This window comes from Dactylosporangium sp. NPDC006015, from assembly GCF_040614215.1.
In the GTDB taxonomy this organism is placed as follows: domain Bacteria; phylum Actinomycetota; class Actinomycetes; order Mycobacteriales; family Micromonosporaceae; genus Dactylosporangium; species Dactylosporangium maewongense.
The window spans coordinates 296844-318288 of the sequence record NZ_JBEXUD010000006.1; the positions used below are offsets into that span (position 1 = coordinate 296844).

The following is a 21445-nucleotide window of genomic DNA, read 5'->3' on the forward strand; positions in this document are numbered from 1 at the left end:
GTGATGGGCCCTGTGATGGGCACAGCCGGCACCACCGGGATGAGCGCGGCCGAGGTGCTCACCACCACCCGGTCGGTGCGGCACCGGCTCGACCTGACCCGCCCCGTCGACCTCGCCGACGTCCGCGCCTGCCTGGAGGTGGCCCTGCAGGCGCCGACCGGAGCGGGCCGCCAGCACTGGCGGTGGCTGGTCGTCACCGACCCGGTGCTGCGTTCCTCGATCGGCAAGGTGTACCGGGCGGCCTTCGAGCAGCGGTACCCGCCGGACGCCACCGACACGGGCGTCCCGCCCCGGACCCTCGCCAGCGCCCGGCACCTCGCCGAGCACCTCGGGCAGGTCCCCGTCCTGGTCGTGCCGTGCCTGGAGGTGCGCCGCGGGCTCGGCACCGGCAACCAGGCCGGCATCTGGGGGTCGCTGCTGCCGGCCGCGTGGAGCTACATGCTCGCCGCCCGCGCCCGCGGCCTCGCCACCGCCTGGACCACCACCCACCTGGACCGGGAGGAGGAGGTCGCCGCGCTGCTGCGGCTGCCCGGCCACGTCCGGCAGGGCGCGCTGATCCCGACCGCGCACCCGATCGGCGGCGGCTTCCGCCCGGCCCGGCGCGCCCCGCTGGACAGTGTCATCCACATCGACGGCTGGAACGAGACATGACGATCACCACCGGCGCGGACGTCGCCGACCCGGCGCTCGTCGGGCACAAGTTCGCCCGCCTGCACCGGATGCGGGCCGCCGGGTTCCCGGTGCCGGACCTGGTCACCGTCCCGGCGACCGCGTTCGACGCGGCGTGGCAGTCCGTTCAGGACAGCGCCGGCGCCGCGGGAGACCCAGAGGGGGACCCCGAGGACCCGCAGCGGTGGACGCGGGCGGCCGCCGCCCTGCGCGCCGCCCCGGTCCCGGACGGCATCCTCGCCGAGGTCCGCGACCGGTTCGGCCCGGACGCGCTGTTCGCCGTCCGGGCCTGCGCCGTCGCGTCCACAGTGGACGGTGAGGACGGCGAGGACGGCGCCGACCCGTTCGCGGGGATGAGCGACAGCTTCCTCTACGTGCCCGCGGACCGGGTCGCGGACCGGATCGCGGCCTGCTGGGCGTCGGCGTTCACCGCCCGGGCCGTCGCCTACCGGCGGCACCGCGGCCTCGACCCGGCCAGGACCCGGATCGCGGTCGGCGTGCAGCTGATGGTGCCCGGCATCCGCTCGTTCGTGGCATTCACCCGCGACCCCCGCGACGGCGCCCGGCGCACCGTCATCGCCGCCGCGCACGGCATCGGCGAGGGCGTCGTGCAGGAGAAGGCCGACGTCGACCACTTCCACGTCACCGGCGCGACCGTGACCGCCGACCTGGTCCGCAAGGAGCGCATGGTCGGCCCGCCGGACGGCACCGGCGACCTCGCGCTGCTGCCCGTGCCGGCGGACCTCGCCGACGCGCCGGTGCTCGACGACCGCACCGCCCGCGCCGTCGCCGCCCTCGCCGCCCATGCCGAGGCGTTCTTCGGCGGCCCGCAGGACGTCGAGGGCACCATCACCGCCGACGGCACCCTGCACCTGGTGCAGGCCCGGCCGATGGTGATGCCCGCGGGGCCGCCGGTGTACTGGGCCAACCACAACATCACCGAGAGCTACCCGGGCGTCTCCGGCGCGCTCACCTTCTCGCAGGCGCAGGAGTTCTACCGGCGCGCGTTCGGCGACCTGTACCACCGCATGGGCGTGCCGGCCCGCACCGTGGCGGCGAACCGGCACCACCTGGAGCAGCTCGTCGCGCACCTGGAGGGGCGGGTCTACTACCGCCTCAGCGCCTGGCACGCCCTGCACGGCCAGATGCCGGTGTTCGACCTCGTCCGCGACGTGTGGCAGGACGGCATGGGGGTCACCGGCGAGGCGCGCCCGGCCGTCACCCGCCCCCGCCGGCGGGCGTGGCTCGCGCTGCCCGGCACGCTCCTGCGGGCCACCCGCCACCCCCGCCAGGCCAGGGAGTTCCTGCGCTGGTGGGACGGCGTGATGGCGGATGCCGGCGACCTGTCCGGGCGCACCCCGCACCAGCTCGTCGCCGCCTACCGGGAGCTGTGGGCGGCGATGAGCGTCCGCTGGGGCGTCACGCTCACCAACTCCATCTACGGGCTGCTCGCCGTGAAGGCCCTGATGCGCCTGCTCGACCGGTGGGCCGGTGGCGCGAAGGGCCTGCTCACCGGCCTGCTGACCGGCGGCCCCGCGAACCGGTCGCTGCGGTCGGTCCGCGCCGCCGTCGCCCTCGCCGAGCTCGTCGCCGCCGACCCGGACCTGCGCGCGGCCGTCGAGTCCGGGGAGCGCCCCCGCGAGGTGTGGCACGCCATCAGCACCGGCGGGCACGGCACGCCCCTCGCCGAGGCGGCCGCCGACTACCTGCGCCGCTACGGGGACCGCGCGCTGCACGACCTCAAGCTCGAGCAGCCGACCCCGCGCCAGCAGCCGTGGACGCTGCTGGAGGTGCTCCGCCCGTACATCAGCCAGAACCGCACGGTCGAGGGCCTGATCCAGGCGGAGGAGCGGGCCACCCGCCAGGCCGCCGAGGAGCTCGCCGCGCGCTGCCCGGGCCGGCTGCGCCGCACCGTCCTGCGCACCCTGGCGCGCTACGTGCGCTACACCGCCCGGGTCCGCGAGGACACCCGGTTCTGCCGCACGCAGCTGTACGGGCTGTCCCGCGACATCCTGTGGCGGCTCGGCGCCGACCTGCACGCCACCGGCCACCTCGACGACCCGCTCGACATCCGCGACCTCACCGTCGCCGAGGTCCTCGGCGCCTACGACGGCGCGCTGCCGTGCGCCGCGCTGCGCGACCTCGCCGCCGCCCGCCGCCGCGCACGGCTCCTCGCCGAGGCCCGCCCCGGCCGGCCCGGCCTCCTGCGCACCCCGGCCACCGGCCCCCTCGCCGACGTGCTGCCGGGCGCCGTGGAGGTGACCGCCGCGCCGGCCGCCGGCGACACCGGGGTCCTGACCGGGCTCGGCTCCGCGCCCGGCGTCGTGCGCGCCCCGGCCCGCCTCGTCCTCGACCCGTCCGTGCCGCCGGAGACGTGCCGCGACGCGATCCTCGTCGCCCGCGAGACCGACCCCGGCTGGCTGTTCCTGATGATGGCGGCGAAGGGGCTCGTCGTGGAGCGCGGCACGCTGCTGTCGCACACCGCGATCACCGGGCGGCTGCTCGGCGTGCCGACGGTCGTCGCCGTGCCGGGCGCCACCGGCCGCATCCCCGACGGCGCGCTGATCGAGCTCGACGGCACCGCCGGGACCGTCCGGATCATCGCCGAGGCGTCATGACGCAGTTCCCCTTCGAGAGCCGCCCCGGCGTCGCCCTCGACCCCGAGCAGGCGGCGCTCTTCCGCCGCGCCGCCCTCGTGCCGGTCCGCATCCGCGGCAACCATCCGGCGCTGCTCGTCACCGGCCACGCCGACGTGCGCACGGTGCTGTCGGACCCGCGGTTCAGCCGGCAGCAGTGGCACGGCGGCACCATGTTCGCCCGCAGCCCCGACACCCTCGCCCTGGCCACCACCGACCCGCCGCTGCACACCCGCCGCCGCCGGACCGTGCAGGCGGCGTTCACCCACCGGGCCGCGGAGGCCGACCGGCCGTGGATCGAGCGGCTCGCCGAGGACCTGCTCGACGAGGCCGCCGCGAAGCCCGGACCGGTCGACCTGGTCGCGGCGTACCTGCGGCCGCTGCCCTACCTGGTGATCGCCCGCATCATGGGCACGCCGGCCGGCGACGTCGACCAGCTGGTCGCGTGGACCGACGTGATGATGTCCGCGGGCCGGTGCGAGCCAGACGAGGTCACCACCGCGACGGCCGCCATGCACGGCTACTTCCGCGAACGGCTCGGAGGCTGCCGGGAGGGCGCGACTGGGGCTGTTGGGTTCCTCGGGTCGCTCGCGCCGGCGCTCAGCGAGCAGGAGATCGTCGTCATGGCGGCCGGGCTCGTCATGGCCGGCGGGGACGCCACCGCGAGTCACCTGAGCAGCTGCGTACACCACCTGCTGCACGACGACGAGCTCCGCGGCACGCTGGTCGAGCGCCCCGAGCTGATCCCCGCGGCGGTGGAGGAGCTGCTGCGCTGGGTGTGGTTCGCCGGCACCGGCGGGCAGCCGCACGTCCTGCTCGCCGACGCGGAGCTCGCGGGGGTGCCGCTGCCCGCCGGGCAGGTCGTCGTCCCGCTCACCGACGCGGCCAACCGCGACCCGGCGGTCTTCCCGGACCCGGACGAGTTCCGCCTCGACCGGCCCGCCAACCCGCACCTGGGCTTCGGCCACGGCCGGCACATGTGCGTCGGCGCCCCGCACGCCAGGGTCCAGCTGCGCACCGCGATCGGCGCGCTGCTGCGCCGCTTCCCGGACCTGCGCCCCGCCTCCGGAGGCGCCGACGAGTGGCGGGACAAGATGTTCCTGCGCGGCCTGTGGCGCCTGCCGGTGCACCTGGGCTCGCCGGTGCGACCGTGAGGGCGTTCATCCGCGGCAGCTACCCGCCGGTGCCGTCGATCCTGTTCGCGGTCTGCTGGGCCTACGGCGTCACCGGCCTCTTCGCCCTCACCGGCCCGCCCGCCGGCCCCTGGAGGCCGGGGCTCGGCACCGCCGTCGCGGCGCTCACCATCGCCGTCGACATGCTGCTCATGCGCATCGTCGACGACATCCGCGACCTGCCCTACGACCGCGTGCACAACCCGGACCGCCCGCTCGCCGCCGGCGTCGTCACCCGGTCGTCGTTGCTGCGCTGGTACGGCGTGATCGGCGCGCTCCTGGTGCTGGTGAACCTGTTCGACCGCTGGGCGGCGCTCGTCATCGCGGTCCAGCTGGCATACGCGCTGCTGTTGCTGCTCCCCGGCCCCGACCCGGGGCGGCTGGTGCTGACGCTGCTGCTGAGCAGCCCCGTGCAGCTGCTGCTGCACCTGTACCTGTACACCCTCCATCTCCGCACGACGGGCGGCGGCTTCGGCCCGTCGTTCTGGCCGGCGCTCGCCGTGGTCGTCCTGGCGACGCTGCACCTGGAGGTGGCCAAGAAGATCACCCGGTCGCCGCGCCCCGGCGAACGCACGTACGTGACCACGTTCGGCCTGCCCGCGACGGTCGCGGTCGCCGTGCTGAGCCCGGTCGCCGCCACCGTGGTCCTGGTGCTGGCGGCACCGTCCGCGTGGGTGCTCCTGACGCTGCCGCCGCTGGCCCTGCCGGCCCTCGCGTGGTGGCGGTTCCGCCGCGCGGACCGCTGGGACGCCCGCCTCGCCTTCTTCTATCTGCTGGCCTCGTTCGTCTCGTGGGCCGTGACCGCTGCTGCAGGGGGTACATCATGACGACGGACGTCACCGAGGTGGTCGGCGCGGTGCACGAGGACCTGGCCGCGCTGCTGGCGCGACTGCGAGCCGGCGGCGACGTCGCCGACGAGGCCATGGCCGGGTTCCTCGGCGGCTTCCTGGGCCGGCTGGCCGCGCGCGGCTCGACCGGCGCGGTGGACGTGATGATCCGGCTGCCGCTGCTCGTCCACGCCGCCGAGACCGGCGACCCGGCCGGTGGCAGGCCGGCGGCGGTCGTCCACGTGCTCTGGTGGGCCGCCGCCCGCTACCTCGACGACCTCGCCGACGGGGGACCCTTCGACCCGGCGCGGTGCAACGCGGACATCCTGGCCGCGCTGGGCGTCGGCAGCCACCTGCCGGCCAGGCTGCTGCGGGAGGCCCGCGTGCCGGACGCCACGAAGGTCGCGGCGCAGGCCGAGCTGTCCCGCGGCTGGCTCGACGGCATCAGCGGCCAGCTGCTGGACCTCGCCGCCCGGCCGGCCACCGCCACGACCGCGTCGGTCCTCGCCAGCTACGAGGGCAAGACCGGCGCGCCATACGCCATGGCCACCGCGACGGCGGCCTGCCTGGCCGGCGCCGACCCGGGCCGGGTCGACCGCTGGCGCGACGTCGGCCGCCGGTTCGGGGTCCTCCGCCAGCTCACCAACGACCAGCGCGACCTGATCACCGGCCGGGACGAGGACCTCCGCAACGGCGCCGCCACCTTCCTCGTGATGCTGCTGCTGGACGGCGTGCCGGCGGCGCAGCGCCCCGCACTGCTGGCCCTGCACGCGGCGGCGGCGACGTCGGCGGACGCCCGGGCCGAGTTCAAGGCGCTGCTGACCGGCCCGGAGCACCTGCGCGCCTACCACGGCCGGGTCGACGCGATGGTCGCCGAGGTGCACGGGGCGCTGCACGCCCTCGGCGGCACGCCACCGCACACCTCGGCCCTGCACACCCTCGTCGACGACGCGATGCTGGCGTTCCCGCTGCCGGTCCCCGTCGCCTAGCCGTCACTCACAGCGTGGTCTCGCCGGTGAGGCCGAAGAAGTCGTGCCACTTGACGCCGCCGGCGAACGACGTGCCGGTGGACAGGCCCACGTAGACGTCGTTCGTGGTGCCCTTCGTGAACACGATGATGTCGTCTTTGCCGTCGCCGTTGAAGTCGCCCAGGTACGGGAACTCGCCGGGCAGGCAGAAGAAGTCGTTCCACTTGACGGTCGTGCCGGCGAAGCTCGTCCCGGTGGAGACCGCGGCGTAGACGTCGGCGTCGGCGTCGCAGGTGAAGGTGACGATGTCGGCCTTGCCGTCGCCGTTGATGTCACCGACGCGGGGCAGCTCGGCGCCGACGGCGAAGAGGTCGTGCCACTTCTGCGGCGCGCCGAACGACGTGCCGTCGGACAGCGCCACGATCACGTCCGAGGCGCTCGCGGGGCCTTGCGTGAAGGTGATGATGTCGGCCTTGCCGTCGCCGTCGACGTCGCCCACGGCCGGGTGCTCGCCGGGGATCGAGAAGTACTCGTGCCACTTCACGCCCGGCCCGAAGCCGGTGCCGGTCGACAGGGCCACGTACACGTCCCCGGCCGCGTCGTGCGTGAACGTGACGATGTCGTCCTTCCCGTCGCCGTTGACGTCGCCCACCGCCGGCACCTCGGCGTTCGGCGCGAACCAGTCGTGCCACTTCGCCGCGCCCGCGAAGGCCGTGCCGGTGGACAGCGCCACGTACACGTCGCCGAGCGAGCCGCCGGTGAACGTGACGACGTCGTCCTTGCCGTCGCCGTTGAAGTCGCCGGTCAGCAGGGTCTCGCCGGTGAGGCCGAAGAAGTCGTTCCACTTCACCGACGTACCGGTGAAGGATGTGCCGGTCGAGGTCGCCGCGTACACGTCGTTGAGCGTGCCCCGGGTGAACGTGACGATGTCGTCCTTGCCGTCGCCGTTGAAGTCGGTCGGCGACCCGGCCAGGTAGCGGTCGCCCGGACCCGAGCCCTGCCCGCAGTTGTCGCTGACCAGGAACTTCTGGTTGTACTGCCCCGGGTACGGCGCGAGCGAGGCGCCGTTGATCGAGATGACCTGCCCGACGCCGTTGAACAGCTGCTCGTAGTGCAGGTGCGGGCCGGACGAGTTGCCGGTGCTGCCGGTGATGCCGATCTGCTGGCCCTGCTGCACGTACGCGCCGTCGGGCACCGAGTAGGCGCTCAGGTGGAAGTGGTACGTCGTCCAGCCGCCGCCGTGGTCGATGGAGATGTAGTTGCCGGCGCCGCCGGGCTGCGACAGCCGGTGCGCGACCCCGGCCGCCGTCGCGACCTGCGGCGTGCCGTTGGTGGTGCCGTCGGTGCGCACGAAGTCGAGCGCCTGGCGCACCTCGGCGCTGTGGTGGTCGTAGGTCCAGCGCTGACCGCAGGGGAACGGCGCCTTGAACAGCGGCGCCGCCGACGCCGGTGAGGCATCGACCAGCACGAAGGTGAGCAGGGCGGCGGCGAGCGCGGCTCGCTGGACACGGGACATACGGGGTCTCCTGACGGCCGGTCCGGCATCGTTTGATGTCGATATCTTGCCAGGCGTGGGGAATTCCCGTAAAGAACTTGCAGCAATCGATTTCTCGGATGCGCGGCCCGGTCGGCTCAGGTGCGGTGTCCGGGTGCGGCGCCCGCGGCGCGCCGGTGGGTGGCGGCGATCAGGATGTCGACCAGCCGCACCAGGTCCGCGGCGCCGGCCGGGTCGTCGGCGCGGCGGGTGATCCGCAGCAGCGGTGCGGCCAGGTCCAGCGTGACCTGTCCGCGGTGCAGGATGTGGTACAGGCAGAGCATGGCCGCTCTGGCGTTGCCGTCCTCGAACGGGTGGAAGAACGCCACGTCGAGGTAGACGCGGGCGGCGCGGGCCGACAGCGGCACCGACGGGTCCGTCGCGTCGGCGAGGCAGGCCCGGAAGCGGGGTTCGGTGTCGGCGTGCAGCCCGTAGCGGTCCCGGCCCCGCTTCGCGTGGGCGGTGCCCGTCCGGAAGCGGGCTGTGCCCGTCCCGCTGTCCGTCCCGCTGTCCGTCCCGCTGTCCGTCCCGCTGCCTGCCCCGCTGCCTGCCCCGCTGCCTGCCCCGCTGCCTGCCCCGCTGCCTGCCCCGCTGTCCGTCCCGCCGAGGACCACGGCCTGCCAGTCGGCGAGGACCTCGAGGGACAGTTCGGTGGCGGTCCGGGCCCGGTGCAGCGCGTCGAGCAGGCGCCGTGCCCGGTGCGGGTCGCGGTGCGCCACGGTCGTGCGGACATGGTCGGCGACGCCGTCGCGGGCGCCCCGGACGGGGCCGGGGAACGGCCGTGCCACCTCGGCCCAGCGCACCTCCTCGCGGACGCGGATCCAGTCCAGCAGGTGGTCACGCATCGCCGCGGCCGACGACCCCCGCGGCGAGCCGCCCGGCGACGTCCGTGACCAGGTCGTCCGCCGGCTCGCACCAGCTTTCGAACCGGCCGTCGATCGCCTCGCCGACGAGCGTCCCGCGCAGCGCCTCCGGTACCCCGGCGGCCGCCAGGAACCAGTGCAGCACCTGGCCGCAGAGCTCATACCACGCGTCCTCGGCGCCGGTGCTGTCCACCACGACCGTCACCAGCTGCGCCACCGCCCGCTCCCACGCCGCGAGGGCCGCCTCCCGGCCGGCGGGCAGCGGCAGGAACCCGTCGAAACGCGCGGCGAGGTCCTCCAGCCAGGCCCGCCACTCCAGCAGCGCCGCCGCGACCACGGCCAGGGTGGCGTCCGGGGTGGTCATCGAGTCGCGCGGGCAGCACCACGCGTGCACCGGCCCGCCGCCGTAGTCGCCCTCGCCGGAGGACCACCGCCAGCCGGACGCCCACGGCCCGTAGTGCTCGACGAGGGCGGTGCTCATCGCGTCGCACCACAGCCGCCCCTCCCCGTGCCCCCAGCCGATGACGGCGGGGTCGGCGGCGTGCCCCGCCCGGCGGGACGGCACCGCGGCGGCGGGCGGCAGCCCCCGGATCACCGCGGGCGCCGCCTCCCGGTCGAACGGGTGCCGGGCAGGGTCGACCTCCGGCCACGACAACGTCCACGGATACACGCGTCCAGTATGGTGCCGCCTCTTGCGGCGGCCGTGGCCGGCCGTTACGGGAACAGCGGCGCGAGTCCGTCCAGGAGGCGTTGGAGGCCGAACTCGAACAGCTCGGTGTCGTCGGGGTCCTGATCGGCGTCCATCGCGATCCCGCGCACGACGTCGGCGGCGGTCGCGGCGACCCGCGACGCGGTCTCCGCCGCCAGGCCCTGGCCCGTCATCGCGTGCGCCGCCCACTCGATGTGCGCGACCACGTGCTCGCTGAGCGGCGACGGCTCGAACGACACGATCCTCGCGAGCCAGGGGTGGCGGCGGTACATCTGCCACTGCGTGCGGCACACCAGCTCGAGCTGCGCCCGCCAGTCGCCGGCGGGCGGCTGCGGCAGCGGGTGCCCGGCGAAGATCGCGTCGGCCATCATGGTCTCGAGGCGGGCCCGGCTGCCGACGTGCTTGTGCGGCGTCATGGTGGTCACGCCGAGCCGCTCCCCGATGCGCCGCATGGAGGCGGCCGCGAGGCCGTCGGCGTCGGCCAGCTCGATCGCGGTGCGGACCACCCGCGCACGGGCCTCCGTCCCCGGTGGCGGTGGGGGCTGCCACGCCGACGCGATGCCCGCGGCGGGCTCGGTCACCAACAGCCCGTGGATGCCGGGCACCTTCTCGACGAGGCGCTCGTCCCGCATCTGCCGCAGCGCCTTGAAGGCGATGTGCATCGAGACGTCCCACTCGCTCATGAGGTCCTTGAACGACACCACCGTGTGTGGCGGCAGCTCGCCCGTGGCGATCCGCTGGCGCAACAGCGCGGCGATGTCCGTCGCCATCAGCGCCACTGCCGCCTCCCGCCGTGTGTTGTGGCCCAACTCTAGCCGCGCCTTCGTTTCCCGTCGTCGCCTATGGCACCAGGCGCGCGAAGCCGTCGAGCAGCCGCTCCAGGCCGAACTCGAACAGCGCGGTGCCCCGCTCCACGTCCGCTGCGGGCTCCCCGTGCCGCGGCTTTCCGTGCTGCGGTTCTTCGTGCTGCGGTTCTTCGTGTTGCAGCTCGTCGTGGCGCTGCTCCTGGGCCAGGCGCATCGCGTGGCCGCGCACGAAGCTCGCGGTGGTCACGGCGACGCGCCGAGCGGTGTCCGGCGCCGCCCCCGCACCGGCCAGCGCGCGCACCGCCCACTCGGTGTGCTCGGCCACATGCGGACTGAGCAGCGGCTTCCTGAAGGACACGGCCTCGGCGAGCCACGGGTGGCGGCGGTACATCAGCAGCTGCGCGCGGCACAGCGCCTCCAGCTGCGCCCGCCAGTCCCCGCTGGGCGCCGGCGGCTCGTGCCCGGCGAAGATCGCGTCGGCCATCAGGACCTCCAGCTGGGCCCGGTCGCCGACGTGCTTGCGCACCGTCGCGAAGTCCGTGTCGAGCTCGACGGCGATGCGCCGGACGGACGTGACGGCGAGCCCGTCCGCGTCGGCCGACTCGATCGCCGTGCGCACCGCCAGCGCCAGGAACTCCGCACCCGCGGGCGAGGAACGCCGCCGCCGGGCGGGCGGCCGCCAGCCGGACGCGATCCCGGGAGCCTGCTCGGTGATCACCGGGCCCGCCCCGCCGGCGTCCTCGACGAGACCGTCCTGCCGCATCATCGCCAGCGCGCGGGCGGCGGCGCTCACCGGGAGGTCCAGCTCGCGTGCGACGCCCCGGGTCGACGGCACGGTCTCACCCGGCCGCAGCTCGCCCGCGGCGATGCGCCGGCACAGCTCAGCGACGATGCCTGCCGCCGCCTGCGCCACGCCCACCTCCCAGCCTGTACCCGGTGCGCAGAGTCTATCCCGGCGGCCGGTACGTCGTCCGCGTCCGGCGCCGGGCCTGGGTGGCGGTGCCGTCAGCGCGCGTCGGTGGGCAGCTCGGCGAGCAGTTGCTCGACGCGGGCCCTGATGGCGTCGCGGATCGGGCGGACGGCGTCGAGGTCCTGCCCGGCGGGGTCGTCGAGCTGCCAGTCGAGGTAGCGCTTGCCGGGGAACTGTAGTTTGCGCGGCGCCGGCGAGCCACCCCGTGGCCACGACGAGCCGCGCCACCGCGGTGAGTGTGGCCGTCTCGACGCGGTCGGCGGTGTCGGCCGGGCTGTGGTAGCCGGCCATCCCGGCGCCGACGCCGACGGCGCCGGGACCGACGGCGGCGAGCCCGGCGGCGGCGAGCCCGGCGGCGGCGTAGCGGCGGTTGTCCGAGGCGACCGGCCCGGCCGCGAGGGGCAGCCCGGTGTGCCGTCCGGCCTGGTCGAGCGCCGCCAGGAGCCCGTGCGCGGGGCCGCCGGCCTCGACCGCCGCCGCCCGGTCGAGGTGGCCGGCGCCGTCCACGTTGACGACGAGGGGCGCCGCCCCGGCCCGGCGCAGCCGCGCGGCGTGGCAGGCGGAGCCGAGCGCGCCGGCCTCCTCGCCGTCCAGCAGCGCCACCGACAGCCCGGCCCCGTCCGGCAGCGCCCCGGCCCCGGCGAGGACCCGGGCGGTCTCCAGGACGACGGCGACGCCGCTGCCGTTGTCGGCCGCGCCCGGCTGCCACAGCCTCGGATGGTCGCCGACCCCGTCGTAGTGCGCGGTCAGCGGCAGGTCCGGTCGCCCGGGCCCGGCGGTGCGCCAGCGGGCATGGACGTTGGCCGCCGCGGCGTCCCGGCGGCGGATCGGCGTGTTCGTCGCGAACCAGCCGCCGGGCCGGACCGCCGCGTGCGTGGCGGTGTCCAGGGTGAGGACCGGCAGCGGACCGGGGTCCGGCCCCGCGAGCATCGTGTACTGCCAGCCCTCGGCGTCCACGCGCCGGCCGACCAGCAGCCCGAGCGCGCCGTGGGCGTGACCGTAGGCGTCGGACAGGGGCATTCCCGCCGGGACCAGCAGCCACCGGCCGGTCGGGTCGCCCGCTCCGGCGACGGCCGGGTCGCCACGCCGGGCGAGGGGCTGGTCGGCCGACGCGAGGTGCACCGCCACCTCGCGGCCGAAGCCGAGCTGGTGGTGCGCGGTGCCGTCGTGCCACTCGACGGCCGGCGCGGCGTACACCTCGGGGACGCGCGGGGCGGTGAACGGCTCGACCGTCACCGCGGCGCCGAGGTCGCGCAGGCGCCGGTCGAGCCAGGCGCGGGCGGCGGCGGCACCGGCCGTGCCGACCCGCCGGCCGGTGAACGGCCTGCCGGCCAGGGTGGCGACGGTGGCGGCCATCCGCGCGCCGGACACCGCGTCGAGGAGCGCGCCGAGCCCGCGGGCGGGGGCCGGCAGGCCGGTGGTGCTCACCCTCACGGACCTCAACGTTGTCGACGCGCCGTGCTGCCCGCCGATCGCCCAGGACCGGATCCCGGCGGAGACCGCGGCCGTCCTCGCGCCCGCGTTCAAGGCCCTCGGCGACCCGGTCCGGCTGCAGCTGATGTCGATGATCGCCTCCGCCGACGGCGGGGAGATCTGCGTCTGCGACCTCACCCCGGCGTTCGACCTGTCCGGTCCGACGATCTCCCACCACCTGCGCACCCTGCGCGAGGCCGGCCTCGTCTCCGCCGACCGCCGCGGCACCTGGGTCTACTACCGCGCCCGGCCCGGCATCATGCGCCGGCTCGCCGCGCTGCTGACCGTCACCGACCCGGCCTGACACCGACCCGGCCGGCGGCCCGGGCCGGGAGCGGGCATGCGACGGCCCGGGACGGCGGCGGACCGCCGCACGCCCCGGGCCGGCCGCGCCTCAGACGTGCGCGAGGCGGGCGGCGTCGACGGCGTCGTTCAGGCGCTGCTCCGCGTCGCGGCTCAGCGAGCTGCGCAGCATGCGGCCGCCGAGCTGGAGCGGTGCCATCTCCTGGACGACCTTGTCGACGGTGATCTGGTCGACCAGGAGGAACAGCACCGCCGAGCCCGGCTGCAGCGTGCCGGCGAGGTCCTTCATGAACGTGTCGTCCACGCCGACGTCGGCGCTCTTCCCGGCGAGCGCCCCGGCTCCCGCGCCGATCGCCATGCCGAGGAAGGGGGCGAAGAACAGCAGCCCGATCAGGCCGCCCCACATCGCGCCGCCGGCCGCGCCGATGCCGGTCGCGGACGCCGCCTGGTGCACCTTGACCTTGCCACCGGCGTTGACCTCCACCACCGCGGCGTCGCGCAGGGTGATGAGCCCCTGCCGCTGCAGGTCGATCATCTTCTCCCGGGCGGTCTTCGCGGTGGGGATGTCGCTGTACTCGATCGCGATGATCTCGCTCATGGTGGCTCCTCTCACCTGTTGTCGTGGTGTCACCTGCAACGCTCGCCACGCCGGTGCCGAACCGCCTCGCCTGCGTCGAGTGACCGGACGCGGCGTGGGCCGCCCCGCACGTCACCCGCGCCTGATGACGGCGCCCGCCCGCGCCGGGGGGAGCGTCAGACGCGAGGCGGGACGGGCTCGGGAGGTTGGTCGATGCCGGCGGACGGCAAGGGGAACAGGCCGGGGAGCGACGGCGCCGCGCGGTGGCTGGCCCGCCTGGCGATGGTGTCGGCCGTCGCCGCGGTCGGGCTGCTCGTCGCCGCCGGTGGGCTCCGCGGCGTCGTGCTGGTGGCGGTCGCGGTCGCCGGTGCCGGGGCCGGTCTCGCCGGCGTGTGGGCGGCCCTCGCGTACCGCGGCGCCCGCCGGGTGCTCGCCGGCCTGGTCGCGGTCGCGGCCCCGGTGACGGTCGTGGTCCTGTACGCCCACGCCGGGCTGCTGCTGGTGGCGCTGGTCTGCGCCGGCCTCTGGGCGCTGGCGGTCACGGCGGCCGGGGCGGCGCTGCCACGCCCGGGCACGGCCGAGCACGCCGTCGCCGCGCCGCCGCGCCACCCGTTCCTGATCATGAACCCGCGCTCGGGCGGCGGGAAGGTGGAGCGGCACGACCTCGCCGGCAAGGCCCGCGCGCTCGGGGCCGAGGTGGTGCTGCTGGAGGGGCCGCGGGAGGTCGACGTCGCGGCGCTGGCCCAGCAGGCCGTGCGGTCCGGCGCCGACCTGCTCGGTGTCGCGGGAGGCGACGGCACGCAGGCGGCGGTGGCCCGGGTGGCGGTGGAGCACGACCTGCCGTTCGTCGTGGTCGCCGCCGGCACGCGCAACCACTTCGCGATGGACCTCGGCCTCGACCGCAGGGACCCGGCCCGGTGCCTGGACGCCCTGACCGACGGGGTCGAGCTCCGGGTCGACGTGGGCTGGGCCGGGGACCGGATGTTCGTCAACAACGCCTCCTTCGGCGCCTACGCGGAGGTGGTGCAGAGCCCCGGCTACCGGCAGGACAAGGCGGCGACGGCGCTGGACATGCTGCCGGACCTGCTCGCCGGCCGCGACGGCGTCGCCCTGCGGCTGTCCACCGGCGGGACGAAGGTCACCGGCGCCCAGGCCGTCCTGGTGAGCAACAACCCGTACGCGAGCAACGACCTCGTGGGGCTGGGCCGCCGGGAGCGGCTCGACGGCGGGGCGCTCGGCGTGCTGGCGGTCACCGTCAACAACGCCGCCGACGCGGCAATGCTCGTGCGCGGCACCCGGTCGGAGCGGCTCACCCAGCTCACCGCCGGCGCGGCGGTCGTCGAGGCGGACGCGCCGTCGGTCCCGGTCGGCATCGACGGCGAGTCGGTCCTGCTGCCCACGCCGGTGCGGTGCCGCATCCAGCCCGGTGCGCTGCGGGTCCGGGTGCCGCGGTCCAGGCCGGTCCGCCGCCCCCGCCAGCGGGTCGACTGGCGCCGGCTGTGGCGGCTGGCGTTCACCACCGGCGGGGACCGGACGGCGCCCACCGCCGGCGAGGACCGGCGGTCGTGAACGGCGGGCCGCGGCGCCCGCCGTTGGTCGTCGCGCACCTGTCGGACCTGCACTTCGGGCGGCATGCGCCGGCGGTCGTGGACCCGCTCGTCGACGACGTGGCCGCCCTCGCGCCGGACCTGGTGGTCGTCACCGGCGACTGCACGATGCGGGCCCGGGACGCCGAGTTCGTCCAGGCCCGGACCTTTCTCGACCGGCTCCCGGCACCGCTGCTCGTGGTGGCCGGCAACCACGACGTGCCGCTGCTGCGCCCCAGCCGGCTCGTCGCGCCGTACGACCGGTACCGCGCCCGGCTCGAACCCGAGCTCGACCCGCGGCTGGACCTGCCGGGCATCCGGGCGCTCGGCCTGCAGTCGATGCCCCGCTGGCGGTGGAAGAGCGGCCGGGTGTCGCGCCGGCAGTCGGCGACGGTCGCCACCTTCCTCGGCGCCGCCCCCGCCGGCGCGGTCCGGCTGCTGGCGCTGCATCATCCGCCGTTCACGCGCGGCCCGGCCCGCATCGCCGGGCGGGCGGCGCTGCTGCGCGCCACCACCGCCGCCCGCGTCGATCTCGTGCTGGCCGGGCACACGCACCTGCCCGCCAGCCGCCGCCGTGACCGGCCCGCCGGCCGCGGACCGGTCGAGGTGGTGGCCGGCACGGCGACGAGCCTGCGGCTGCGGGGCGCGCCCCGCTCGTGGACCGTCATCCGGATCGACGACCGGCGGATCCACGTCGAGCACCGCGTCGAGGTCGCGGGGTCGTGGCGCACCGGCCGCACCGCCGCCTACGAGCGCTGATCAGCCGGCCGCCGCGGTGTCCGTGGCCGCGGTCGTGGCGCTGGCCGTGGCACCGGCCGGCGCCGGGTGCCGGTGCCGCAGCACCAGCTTGCGGACCTCCGTGACCACGATCACCGACAGGGCGGCGACGATGCACACCAGCCACTGGGTCAGGTTGAGGCTGACGGTGTGGAGCATCCGCTGCAGCAGGCCGAGCTCGGTGGCGATGATGGTCGCGATGACCGACATGCCGCTGGTGACCAGGAACCGTCGGTCGTCGAAGGTCTCCAGGGTGAACACCGACCGCACGTCGCTGCGGACGGTGAACGACAGCGCCAGGTTGAGCAGCGAGAACGTCGTCAGGCCCATGGTGCGGGCGACGCCGGTCCCGTACGCGGGCCCGGCCCAGGCGATGACGGCCAGGGTGACCACGCCCAGCACCAGCCCGAGGAAGGCGAGCCAGAGCAGGGTGCGGTTGGGCAGCAGCGGTTCGCCGGAGCGGCGGGGCGGCCGGCGCATGAGGTCCGCGTCCTGCTTGCCGTAGCCGAGGCCGATCGCCTGGAACACCTGGGTGGTGAAGTTCACCCACAGCGTCTGCAGCGGCAGGAACGGCACGCCGGCGGCGATGTTGAAGATGCTGGCGCCGAGGAACGTGGCGATGAAGCCGATGAGGGCGCCCATCTGGAACTGGACGTAGCGCTTGAGGTTGTCGTACAGCGCCCGGCCGATCTCCACCGCCTTGACGATGGTCGCGAAGTCGTCGTCGGTGAGGATCATCGCGGCGGCCTCCTTGGAGACCTCGGTGCCGGTGATGCCCATCGCGATGCCGATGTCGGCGCGCTTCAGGGCGGGCGCGTCGTTGACGCCGTCGCCGGTCATCGCGACGATGTGGCCCTTGCGCTGGAGGATCTCCACGAGGCGGACCTTGTGCTCCGGGGTCACCCGGGCGATCACCCCGATGTCGTCGATGTCGCGGCTCAGCTGGTCGTCGCTCATCGCGCCGAACTCGGCGCCGGTGATCGCCCGGCCGTCGATGCCGAGCTGCCCGGCGATGGCGGCGGCGGTGACGGCGTGGTCGCCGGTGATCATGCGGACCCGCATGCCGGCGGCCTTCGCCGTGGCGATCGCGGCCTTCGCCTGCGGGCGGGGCGGGTCGACGATGCCGACGAGGGCGAGCAGGGTCAGCTCGTCGAGGGTCTCCAGCAGGGCGGCCTGCGGGTCGAAGCCGGCCGCGGGGAAGTCCTTGCGGGCCGTGGCCATGACCCGCAGCCCCTGCGCGGCGAGCCGCTCGTTCTCGGCCAGGTAACGCCCGCGCAGCTCGTCGTCCAGGGGGCTGGGCGTCAGGCCGGGCCAGAGCACCGTGGCCGCCCGGGCCAGCAGCTGGTCCGGGGCGCCCTTCACGTAGGCGCGCACCACGTCGGTGCCGGTGTCGTCGGTCATCCGGTGGAACGTCGCCATCAGCTTGTACGCGGCGTCGAACGGCACCTCCGCCAGGCGCGGGTACCGCTGCCGCGTCGACACCACGTCGACGTGGCCCTTCTCGGCGAGCACGACCAGCGCACCCTCGGTGGGATCGCCGATCAGCTCGCCGTCACGCACCACGGCGTCGCCGGCGAGGGCCATCGGCAGCAGGAACGGCTCCAGCGGCACGTCGGGCTGGCCGGCGGTGTGCCGGATGTCGCCCTCGATGCCGTAGCCGCCGCCCGACACGGCGTACCGGCGGCCGGGGATCGCCAGCTCGACGGCGGTCATCTGGTTCAGCGTCAGCGTGCCGGTCTTGTCGGAGTTGACGGCGGAGGTCGACCCGAGGGTCTCGGTGGACCGCAGCCGCTTGACGATCGCGTTGGACCGGGCGAGCAGCTGGGTCCCCATCGACAGGATCGTGGTGACGACCGCGGGGAGGCCGGTCGGGATGGCCGAGACGGCGAAGGCGACCGCGGCGAGGAACACCACGTCGAACGCGTTGCCGCGGGACAGGTTCAGCGCGATCGACAGCGCCAGCGCGACGCCGGCGACGATGAGGATCTGGTTGGTCAGCCGCGACAGCTGGCGGGTCAGCGGGGTCTCGGCGTCCTGGGCCGTCTGCAGCATCCCGGAGATGTGCCCGACCTCGGTCGCCATCCCGGTCGCGGTGACCACGAACTCGGCGGTCCCGCGGGTGACGTTCGTGTTCATGTACACCATGTCGACCCGGTCGCCCAGCGCCGCCTCGGTCCCGGCCACGGACTCGGCGTCCTTGGCGACCGGGACGCTCTCACCGGTCAGCGCGGACTCGTCGATCTCGAGGCCGGTGGACCTGACCAGGCGCCCGTCGGCCGGCACGAGGTCACCGGCCTCGACCAGCACCACGTCGCCCGGCACCAGGTCCTCCGCGGCGACCTCGGTCAGCTGCGCGTCGCGGCGGACCTTCGCCTTGACGATCATCATCTTCTGCAGCGCGCTGACCGCCGCCGCGGCCTTGCCCTCCTGCCGCATCCCGAGGGCCGCGTTGAACAGGGTGAGCAGCAGCAGGAGCAGCCCCGTGCCGAGCTGCCGCAGCGGGTACAGGCTGCCGATCCCGGCGCACAGCAGGACGATCTGCATCGGGTCGGCGTACTGCCGCCCGAACGCCCGCCACCACGACTCCTTGCGCGACCCGGCCAGCCGGTTCGGACCGTAGGTGGCACGACGCGCCGCCACCTCGCTGTCCGACAGGCCGGAGCGCGGTTCGACGTGCTCCACCGCAAGGGTGTCCGTGACTGACAGCGCGTGGAAGGGCGGCGCTTCCGCCTCCCTGGTCGACATCGTGACCATGAACGTGTCGCCTCCTGAGGTCCGCGTGACGATCCGGCGGGGGAGGCCCCGAATACCCATTCGGCGGCCGTTGATCCCTGAAGGACGAAGACGGTGACGAGCGTCGGTCAGCGCGCGGATCCGGGGTCCGCCGGCGATCCGGTGCGGTGGTCGTGGGTGTACGCGTCGAGCCGGTCGAGCAGCGCGGGGTCGGCCCGTTCGTCGGGGGTCGCGGACCGGCGGCGCGCGTCGAGCTCGGCGGTGCGCAGGGTGAGGGTGATGGTGAGCCCGCCGCCGGGGGTGTTCTCGGGTTCGAGGCTGCCGCCCATGGCCTCGGCGAGGCCGCGGGACAGGGCGAGGCCGAGGCCGACGCCGGTGGTGTTGTCGCGGTCGCCGAGGCGCTGGAACGGCTGGAAGATCCGGTCCCGGTCGGCGGCGGGTACGCCGGGCCCGTGGTCGACGACGCGGACCTCGACCAGGCCGGCGTGCTCGCTGACGGTGATCAGCGGCGGCCGGTCGGCGGGGCTGTGGCGCAGGGCGTTGGCGAGGACGTTGACGAGGATGCGCTCCAGCAGCGCCGGGTCGGCGTGGATCTCGGGCAGCTCGTCGGGGACGATGACCCGGACGCCGGCGGCGGCGTCGCCGAGGTCGTCGATGCCGCGGGGGATCGCCTCACCCACGCTGATCGCCCGCGGGTGCATGCCGAGCGCCCCGGCCTGCAGCCGGCTCATGTCGAGGAGGTTCTCGACCAGGCGGTTGAGCTTGTCCAGGGACTCCTCGGCGGTGGCGAGCAGCTCCTCGCGGTCCTCGGCGGAGAACTCGACGTCGGGGCTGCGGAGGCTGCCGACGGCGGCCTTGGCGGCGGCGAGCGGGGTGCGCAGGTCGTGGCTGACCGCGGACAGCAGCGCGGTGCGCAGCCGGTCGACCTCGGCGAGGTTCCCGGCCGCGGCGGCCTGCTCCGACAGCCGCTGCTGGCGCAGCGCGATGGCGGCGTGCGCGGCGAACGCCTCGACCAGGCGCCGGTCCGCCGCGGCGAGGATGGGGCCGCGCAGCACCAGCGACAGGTCCTCGTCGATCGGCACCTCGGACTGCCCGTCGGCCGGCGACGTGCACGGCTGCCCGCCGACGGTGGCGGCGATCTGCCACGCGCCGGTGTCGCCGCGTGGCTCGGGCCCGGCGTCCTCGCCGGTGCGGCGCTGCAGCAGGGTGACGCTGGTGAGGCCGAAGGCCTCGCGGACCCGTTCGAGCAGCGCCGGCAGCGGCCGGTCGCCGTGCAGGACGCCGCCGGCGAGCGTGGACAGGGTCTGCGCCTCGGCGCGGGCCTGCGCCGCCTCCCTGGTGCGCCGGGCGGCGAGGTCGACGACGGTGGAGACGGCGGTGGCGACGAGGACGAAGGCGAGCAGCGCGAACAGGTTCTCGCGCTCGGCGACGGTGAACCGGTGCAGCGGCGGCGTGAAGTAGTAGTTGAGCAGCAGGAAGCTGCCGACGGCGGCGAGCAGCGCCGGCCACAGGCCGCCGACGAGGGCGACGGCGACGGTCAGGATGAGGAACGCGAGGATGTCGCTGGGCAGCGAGATGTCCGCCTGGACCGCGGTGAGGCCCACCGTCAGCAGCGGCAGGCCGAGCACGGCGAGCGCGACGCCGGCCAGCCGCCGCCGCAGGGTGAGCCCGCCGGGGCCGCCGTGGCGGAGCCGGCCGCGCCGAGCCTGTTCGTGGGTGACGAGGTGGACGTCGATCGAGCCCGACCCGGCGGTGGTGGTCACGCCGACGCCGGGGGAGAGCACCTGCGCGAAGCGGTTGCGCCGGCTGGCGCCGAGGACGAGCTGGGTGGCGTTGACGCCGCGGGCGAAGTCGAGCAGCGCGGCGGGCACGTCGTTGCCGACGACCTGGTGGTAGGTGCCGCCGAGGGTCTCCACCAAGACGCGTTGCCGGGCGAGGTTCGCGGGGTCCGCCCCGGCGAGCCCGTCGCCGCGGATGACGTGGACGGCGAGGAGATCGGCGGCCTTGGTACGGGCGGCGACCCGGGCCGCCCGCCGGATGAGGGTGTCGCCCTCCGGGCCGCCGGTGAGGGCGACGACGACCCGTTCACGGGCCTCCCACGTGGCGTCGATGTGATGCTCGGCCCGGTACCGGTCGAGCTGGTCGTCGACCTTGTCGGCGAGCCACAGCAGGGCCAGCTCGCGCAGGGCGGTGAGGTTGCCGACGCGGAAGTAGTTGCCCAGGGCCGCGTCGACCTTCTCCGGGCGGTAGATGTTGCCGTGCGCCATGCGGCGGCGCAGCGCCTCGGGGGTCATGTCGACGAGCTCGATCTGCTCGGCACGCCGCACGACGGCGTCGGGGACGGTCTCGCGCTGCGGCACGCCGGTGATCTGCTGGACGACGTCGTTGAGCGACTCGAGGTGCTGGATGTTGACGGTGGTCAGGACGGTGATGCCGGCGTCGAGGAGCGTCTCGATGTCCTGGAAGCGTTTGGCGTGCCCGCCGCCCGGGACGTTGGTGTGGGCGAGCTCGTCGACGACGGCGACCTCCGGGCGGGCGGCCAGGACCGCGTCGAGGTCCATCTCGGTGAACTCGGCGCCGCGGTAGGCCACCGCCCTGCGCGGGATCACCCGCAGGCCGGTGAGCATCGCCTCGGTGAAGGGCCGGCCGTGGGTCTCGACGAACCCGACGACGACGTCGGTGCCGCGCTGCTGCCGGCGGTGGCCCTCTTCGAGCATCTTGTAGGTCTTGCCGACGCCGGGTGCGGCGCCGAGGTACACCCGCAGTTGTCCGCGCGCCATGCTCGCACCGTACTTTCTGTAGGTGGCCTTCTGTAGGTTGCCGGCCCGCCGCCGGGTGGGGG

The 21445-nt window shown here is 75.3% G+C and carries 16 protein-coding genes; 8 read left to right on the forward strand and 8 right to left on the reverse strand.

Annotated features, from left to right (window positions below; genetic code table 11):
* Positions 1-15 precede the first annotated feature (15 nt).
* The 5 genes from ABZ321_RS13710 to ABZ321_RS13730 are packed head-to-tail and all read left to right on the forward strand — an operon-like array spanning position 16 to position 6293.
* Positions 16-651, forward strand: coding sequence for a nitroreductase family protein (locus tag ABZ321_RS13710; protein WP_354891162.1), 636 nt, complete (start codon positions 16-18; stop codon positions 649-651).
* Positions 648-3287 (forward strand): PEP/pyruvate-binding domain-containing protein, encoded by a 2640-nt coding sequence (locus ABZ321_RS13715; RefSeq protein ID WP_354891111.1) that lies wholly within the window; start codon positions 648-650, stop codon positions 3285-3287. The genes ABZ321_RS13710 and ABZ321_RS13715 overlap by 4 nt, the downstream gene beginning before the upstream one ends.
* Complete coding sequence (locus ABZ321_RS13720) at positions 3284-4459, forward strand: cytochrome P450 (protein ID WP_344502020.1); 1176 nt, start codon at positions 3284-3286, stop codon at positions 4457-4459. Before ABZ321_RS13715 ends, ABZ321_RS13720 begins: the two co-directional genes overlap by 4 nt.
* Positions 4456-5304: a hypothetical protein gene (locus ABZ321_RS13725; RefSeq protein ID WP_354891112.1), complete on the forward strand. Its 849-nt coding sequence runs from the start codon at positions 4456-4458 to the stop codon at positions 5302-5304. The genes ABZ321_RS13720 and ABZ321_RS13725 overlap by 4 nt, the downstream gene beginning before the upstream one ends.
* Complete coding sequence (locus ABZ321_RS13730) at positions 5301-6293, forward strand: polyprenyl synthetase family protein (protein WP_344502022.1); 993 nt, start codon at positions 5301-5303, stop codon at positions 6291-6293. Before ABZ321_RS13725 ends, ABZ321_RS13730 begins: the two co-directional genes overlap by 4 nt.
* Before the next feature lie 7 nt (positions 6294-6300).
* Here the strand turns inward: ABZ321_RS13730 and ABZ321_RS13735 are convergent, their stop codons facing one another.
* The 5 genes from ABZ321_RS13735 to ABZ321_RS13755 all read right to left on the reverse strand — a co-directional run bounded on the left by ABZ321_RS13735 (position 6301) and on the right by ABZ321_RS13755 (position 12582).
* A complete protein-coding gene (locus ABZ321_RS13735) occupies positions 6301-7788 on the reverse strand; it encodes a VCBS repeat domain-containing M23 family metallopeptidase (protein WP_344502023.1) in 1488 nt (495 codons plus the stop codon).
* A 116-nt stretch (positions 7789-7904) separates the two neighbouring features.
* Entirely contained in the window at positions 7905-8651 is a 747-nt protein-coding gene (locus ABZ321_RS13740; RefSeq protein ID WP_354891113.1) for a Fic family protein, read from the reverse strand.
* Positions 8644-9339: a hypothetical protein gene (locus ABZ321_RS13745; RefSeq protein WP_344502025.1), complete on the reverse strand. Its 696-nt coding sequence runs from the start codon at positions 9337-9339 to the stop codon at positions 8644-8646. The genes ABZ321_RS13740 and ABZ321_RS13745 overlap by 8 nt, the downstream gene beginning before the upstream one ends.
* A 44-nt stretch (positions 9340-9383) precedes the next feature.
* A complete protein-coding gene (locus tag ABZ321_RS13750) occupies positions 9384-10148 on the reverse strand; it encodes a TetR/AcrR family transcriptional regulator C-terminal domain-containing protein (RefSeq protein ID WP_354891114.1) in 765 nt (254 codons plus the stop codon).
* Between the two features lie 70 nt (positions 10149-10218).
* Complete coding sequence (locus tag ABZ321_RS13755) at positions 10219-12582, reverse strand: M28 family peptidase (protein ID WP_354891115.1); 2364 nt, start codon at positions 12580-12582, stop codon at positions 10219-10221.
* Between ABZ321_RS13755 and ABZ321_RS13760 the strand changes: the two genes are divergently transcribed.
* Positions 12575-12931, forward strand: coding sequence for a metalloregulator ArsR/SmtB family transcription factor (locus ABZ321_RS13760; RefSeq protein WP_344502028.1), 357 nt, complete (start codon positions 12575-12577; stop codon positions 12929-12931). The two genes, ABZ321_RS13755 and ABZ321_RS13760, sit on opposite strands and share 8 nt — an antisense overlap.
* A 90-nt stretch (positions 12932-13021) precedes the next feature.
* On the opposite strand, the gene ABZ321_RS13765 is transcribed toward ABZ321_RS13760, so the two are convergent.
* The gene (locus ABZ321_RS13765; protein ID WP_354891116.1) at positions 13022-13528 is read right to left on the reverse strand and encodes a DUF1269 domain-containing protein; all 507 of its coding nucleotides are present in this window, start codon (positions 13526-13528) and stop codon (positions 13022-13024) included.
* Positions 13529-13720: 192 nt separating this feature from the next.
* On the opposite strand from ABZ321_RS13765, the gene ABZ321_RS13770 reads away from it, so the two are divergent.
* Positions 13721-15076 (forward strand): diacylglycerol kinase family protein, encoded by a 1356-nt coding sequence (locus ABZ321_RS13770; protein WP_354891117.1) that lies wholly within the window; start codon positions 13721-13723, stop codon positions 15074-15076.
* The gene (locus ABZ321_RS13775) at positions 15073-15852 is read left to right on the forward strand and encodes a metallophosphoesterase (protein ID WP_354891118.1); all 780 of its coding nucleotides are present in this window, start codon (positions 15073-15075) and stop codon (positions 15850-15852) included. The genes ABZ321_RS13770 and ABZ321_RS13775 overlap by 4 nt, the downstream gene beginning before the upstream one ends.
* Here the strand turns inward: ABZ321_RS13775 and ABZ321_RS13780 are convergent, their stop codons facing one another.
* Positions 15853-18615 carry a cation-transporting P-type ATPase gene (locus tag ABZ321_RS13780; protein WP_354891119.1) on the reverse strand — a complete coding sequence of 921 codons (2763 nt, stop codon included), beginning with the start codon at positions 18613-18615 and terminating at the stop codon, positions 15853-15855. It lies immediately after the preceding gene.
* A 116-nt stretch (positions 18616-18731) separates the two neighbouring features.
* Positions 18732-21383: a DUF4118 domain-containing protein gene (locus tag ABZ321_RS13785; protein WP_354891120.1), complete on the reverse strand. Its 2652-nt coding sequence runs from the start codon at positions 21381-21383 to the stop codon at positions 18732-18734.
* Positions 21384-21445 lie beyond the last annotated feature (62 nt).

What these genes read in the sequence shown, in the direction of transcription:
- ABZ321_RS13750 (WP_354891114.1), bottom strand. Translation starts at nt 10,148, where the DNA reads ATGGCGACGGACATCGCCGCGCTGTTGCGCCAGCGGATCGCCACGGGC.
- ABZ321_RS13780 (WP_354891119.1), bottom strand. Translation starts at nt 18,615, where the DNA reads ATGTCGACCAGGGAGGCGGAAGCGCCGCCCTTCCACGCGCTGTCAGTC.
- ABZ321_RS13735 (WP_344502023.1), bottom strand. Translation starts at nt 7,788, where the DNA reads ATGTCCCGTGTCCAGCGAGCCGCGCTCGCCGCCGCCCTGCTCACCTTC.
- ABZ321_RS13720 (WP_344502020.1), top strand. Translation starts at nt 3,284, where the DNA reads ATGACGCAGTTCCCCTTCGAGAGCCGCCCCGGCGTCGCCCTCGACCCC.
- ABZ321_RS13710 (WP_354891162.1), top strand. Translation starts at nt 16, where the DNA reads ATGGGCACAGCCGGCACCACCGGGATGAGCGCGGCCGAGGTGCTCACC.
- ABZ321_RS13715 (WP_354891111.1), top strand. Translation starts at nt 648, where the DNA reads ATGACGATCACCACCGGCGCGGACGTCGCCGACCCGGCGCTCGTCGGG.
- ABZ321_RS13765 (WP_354891116.1), bottom strand. Translation starts at nt 13,528, where the DNA reads ATGAGCGAGATCATCGCGATCGAGTACAGCGACATCCCCACCGCGAAG.
- ABZ321_RS13740 (WP_354891113.1), bottom strand. Translation starts at nt 8,651, where the DNA reads ATGCGTGACCACCTGCTGGACTGGATCCGCGTCCGCGAGGAGGTGCGC.
- ABZ321_RS13785 (WP_354891120.1), bottom strand. Translation starts at nt 21,383, where the DNA reads ATGGCGCGCGGACAACTGCGGGTGTACCTCGGCGCCGCACCCGGCGTC.
- ABZ321_RS13730 (WP_344502022.1), top strand. Translation starts at nt 5,301, where the DNA reads ATGACGACGGACGTCACCGAGGTGGTCGGCGCGGTGCACGAGGACCTG.
- ABZ321_RS13770 (WP_354891117.1), top strand. Translation starts at nt 13,721, where the DNA reads ATGCCGGCGGACGGCAAGGGGAACAGGCCGGGGAGCGACGGCGCCGCG.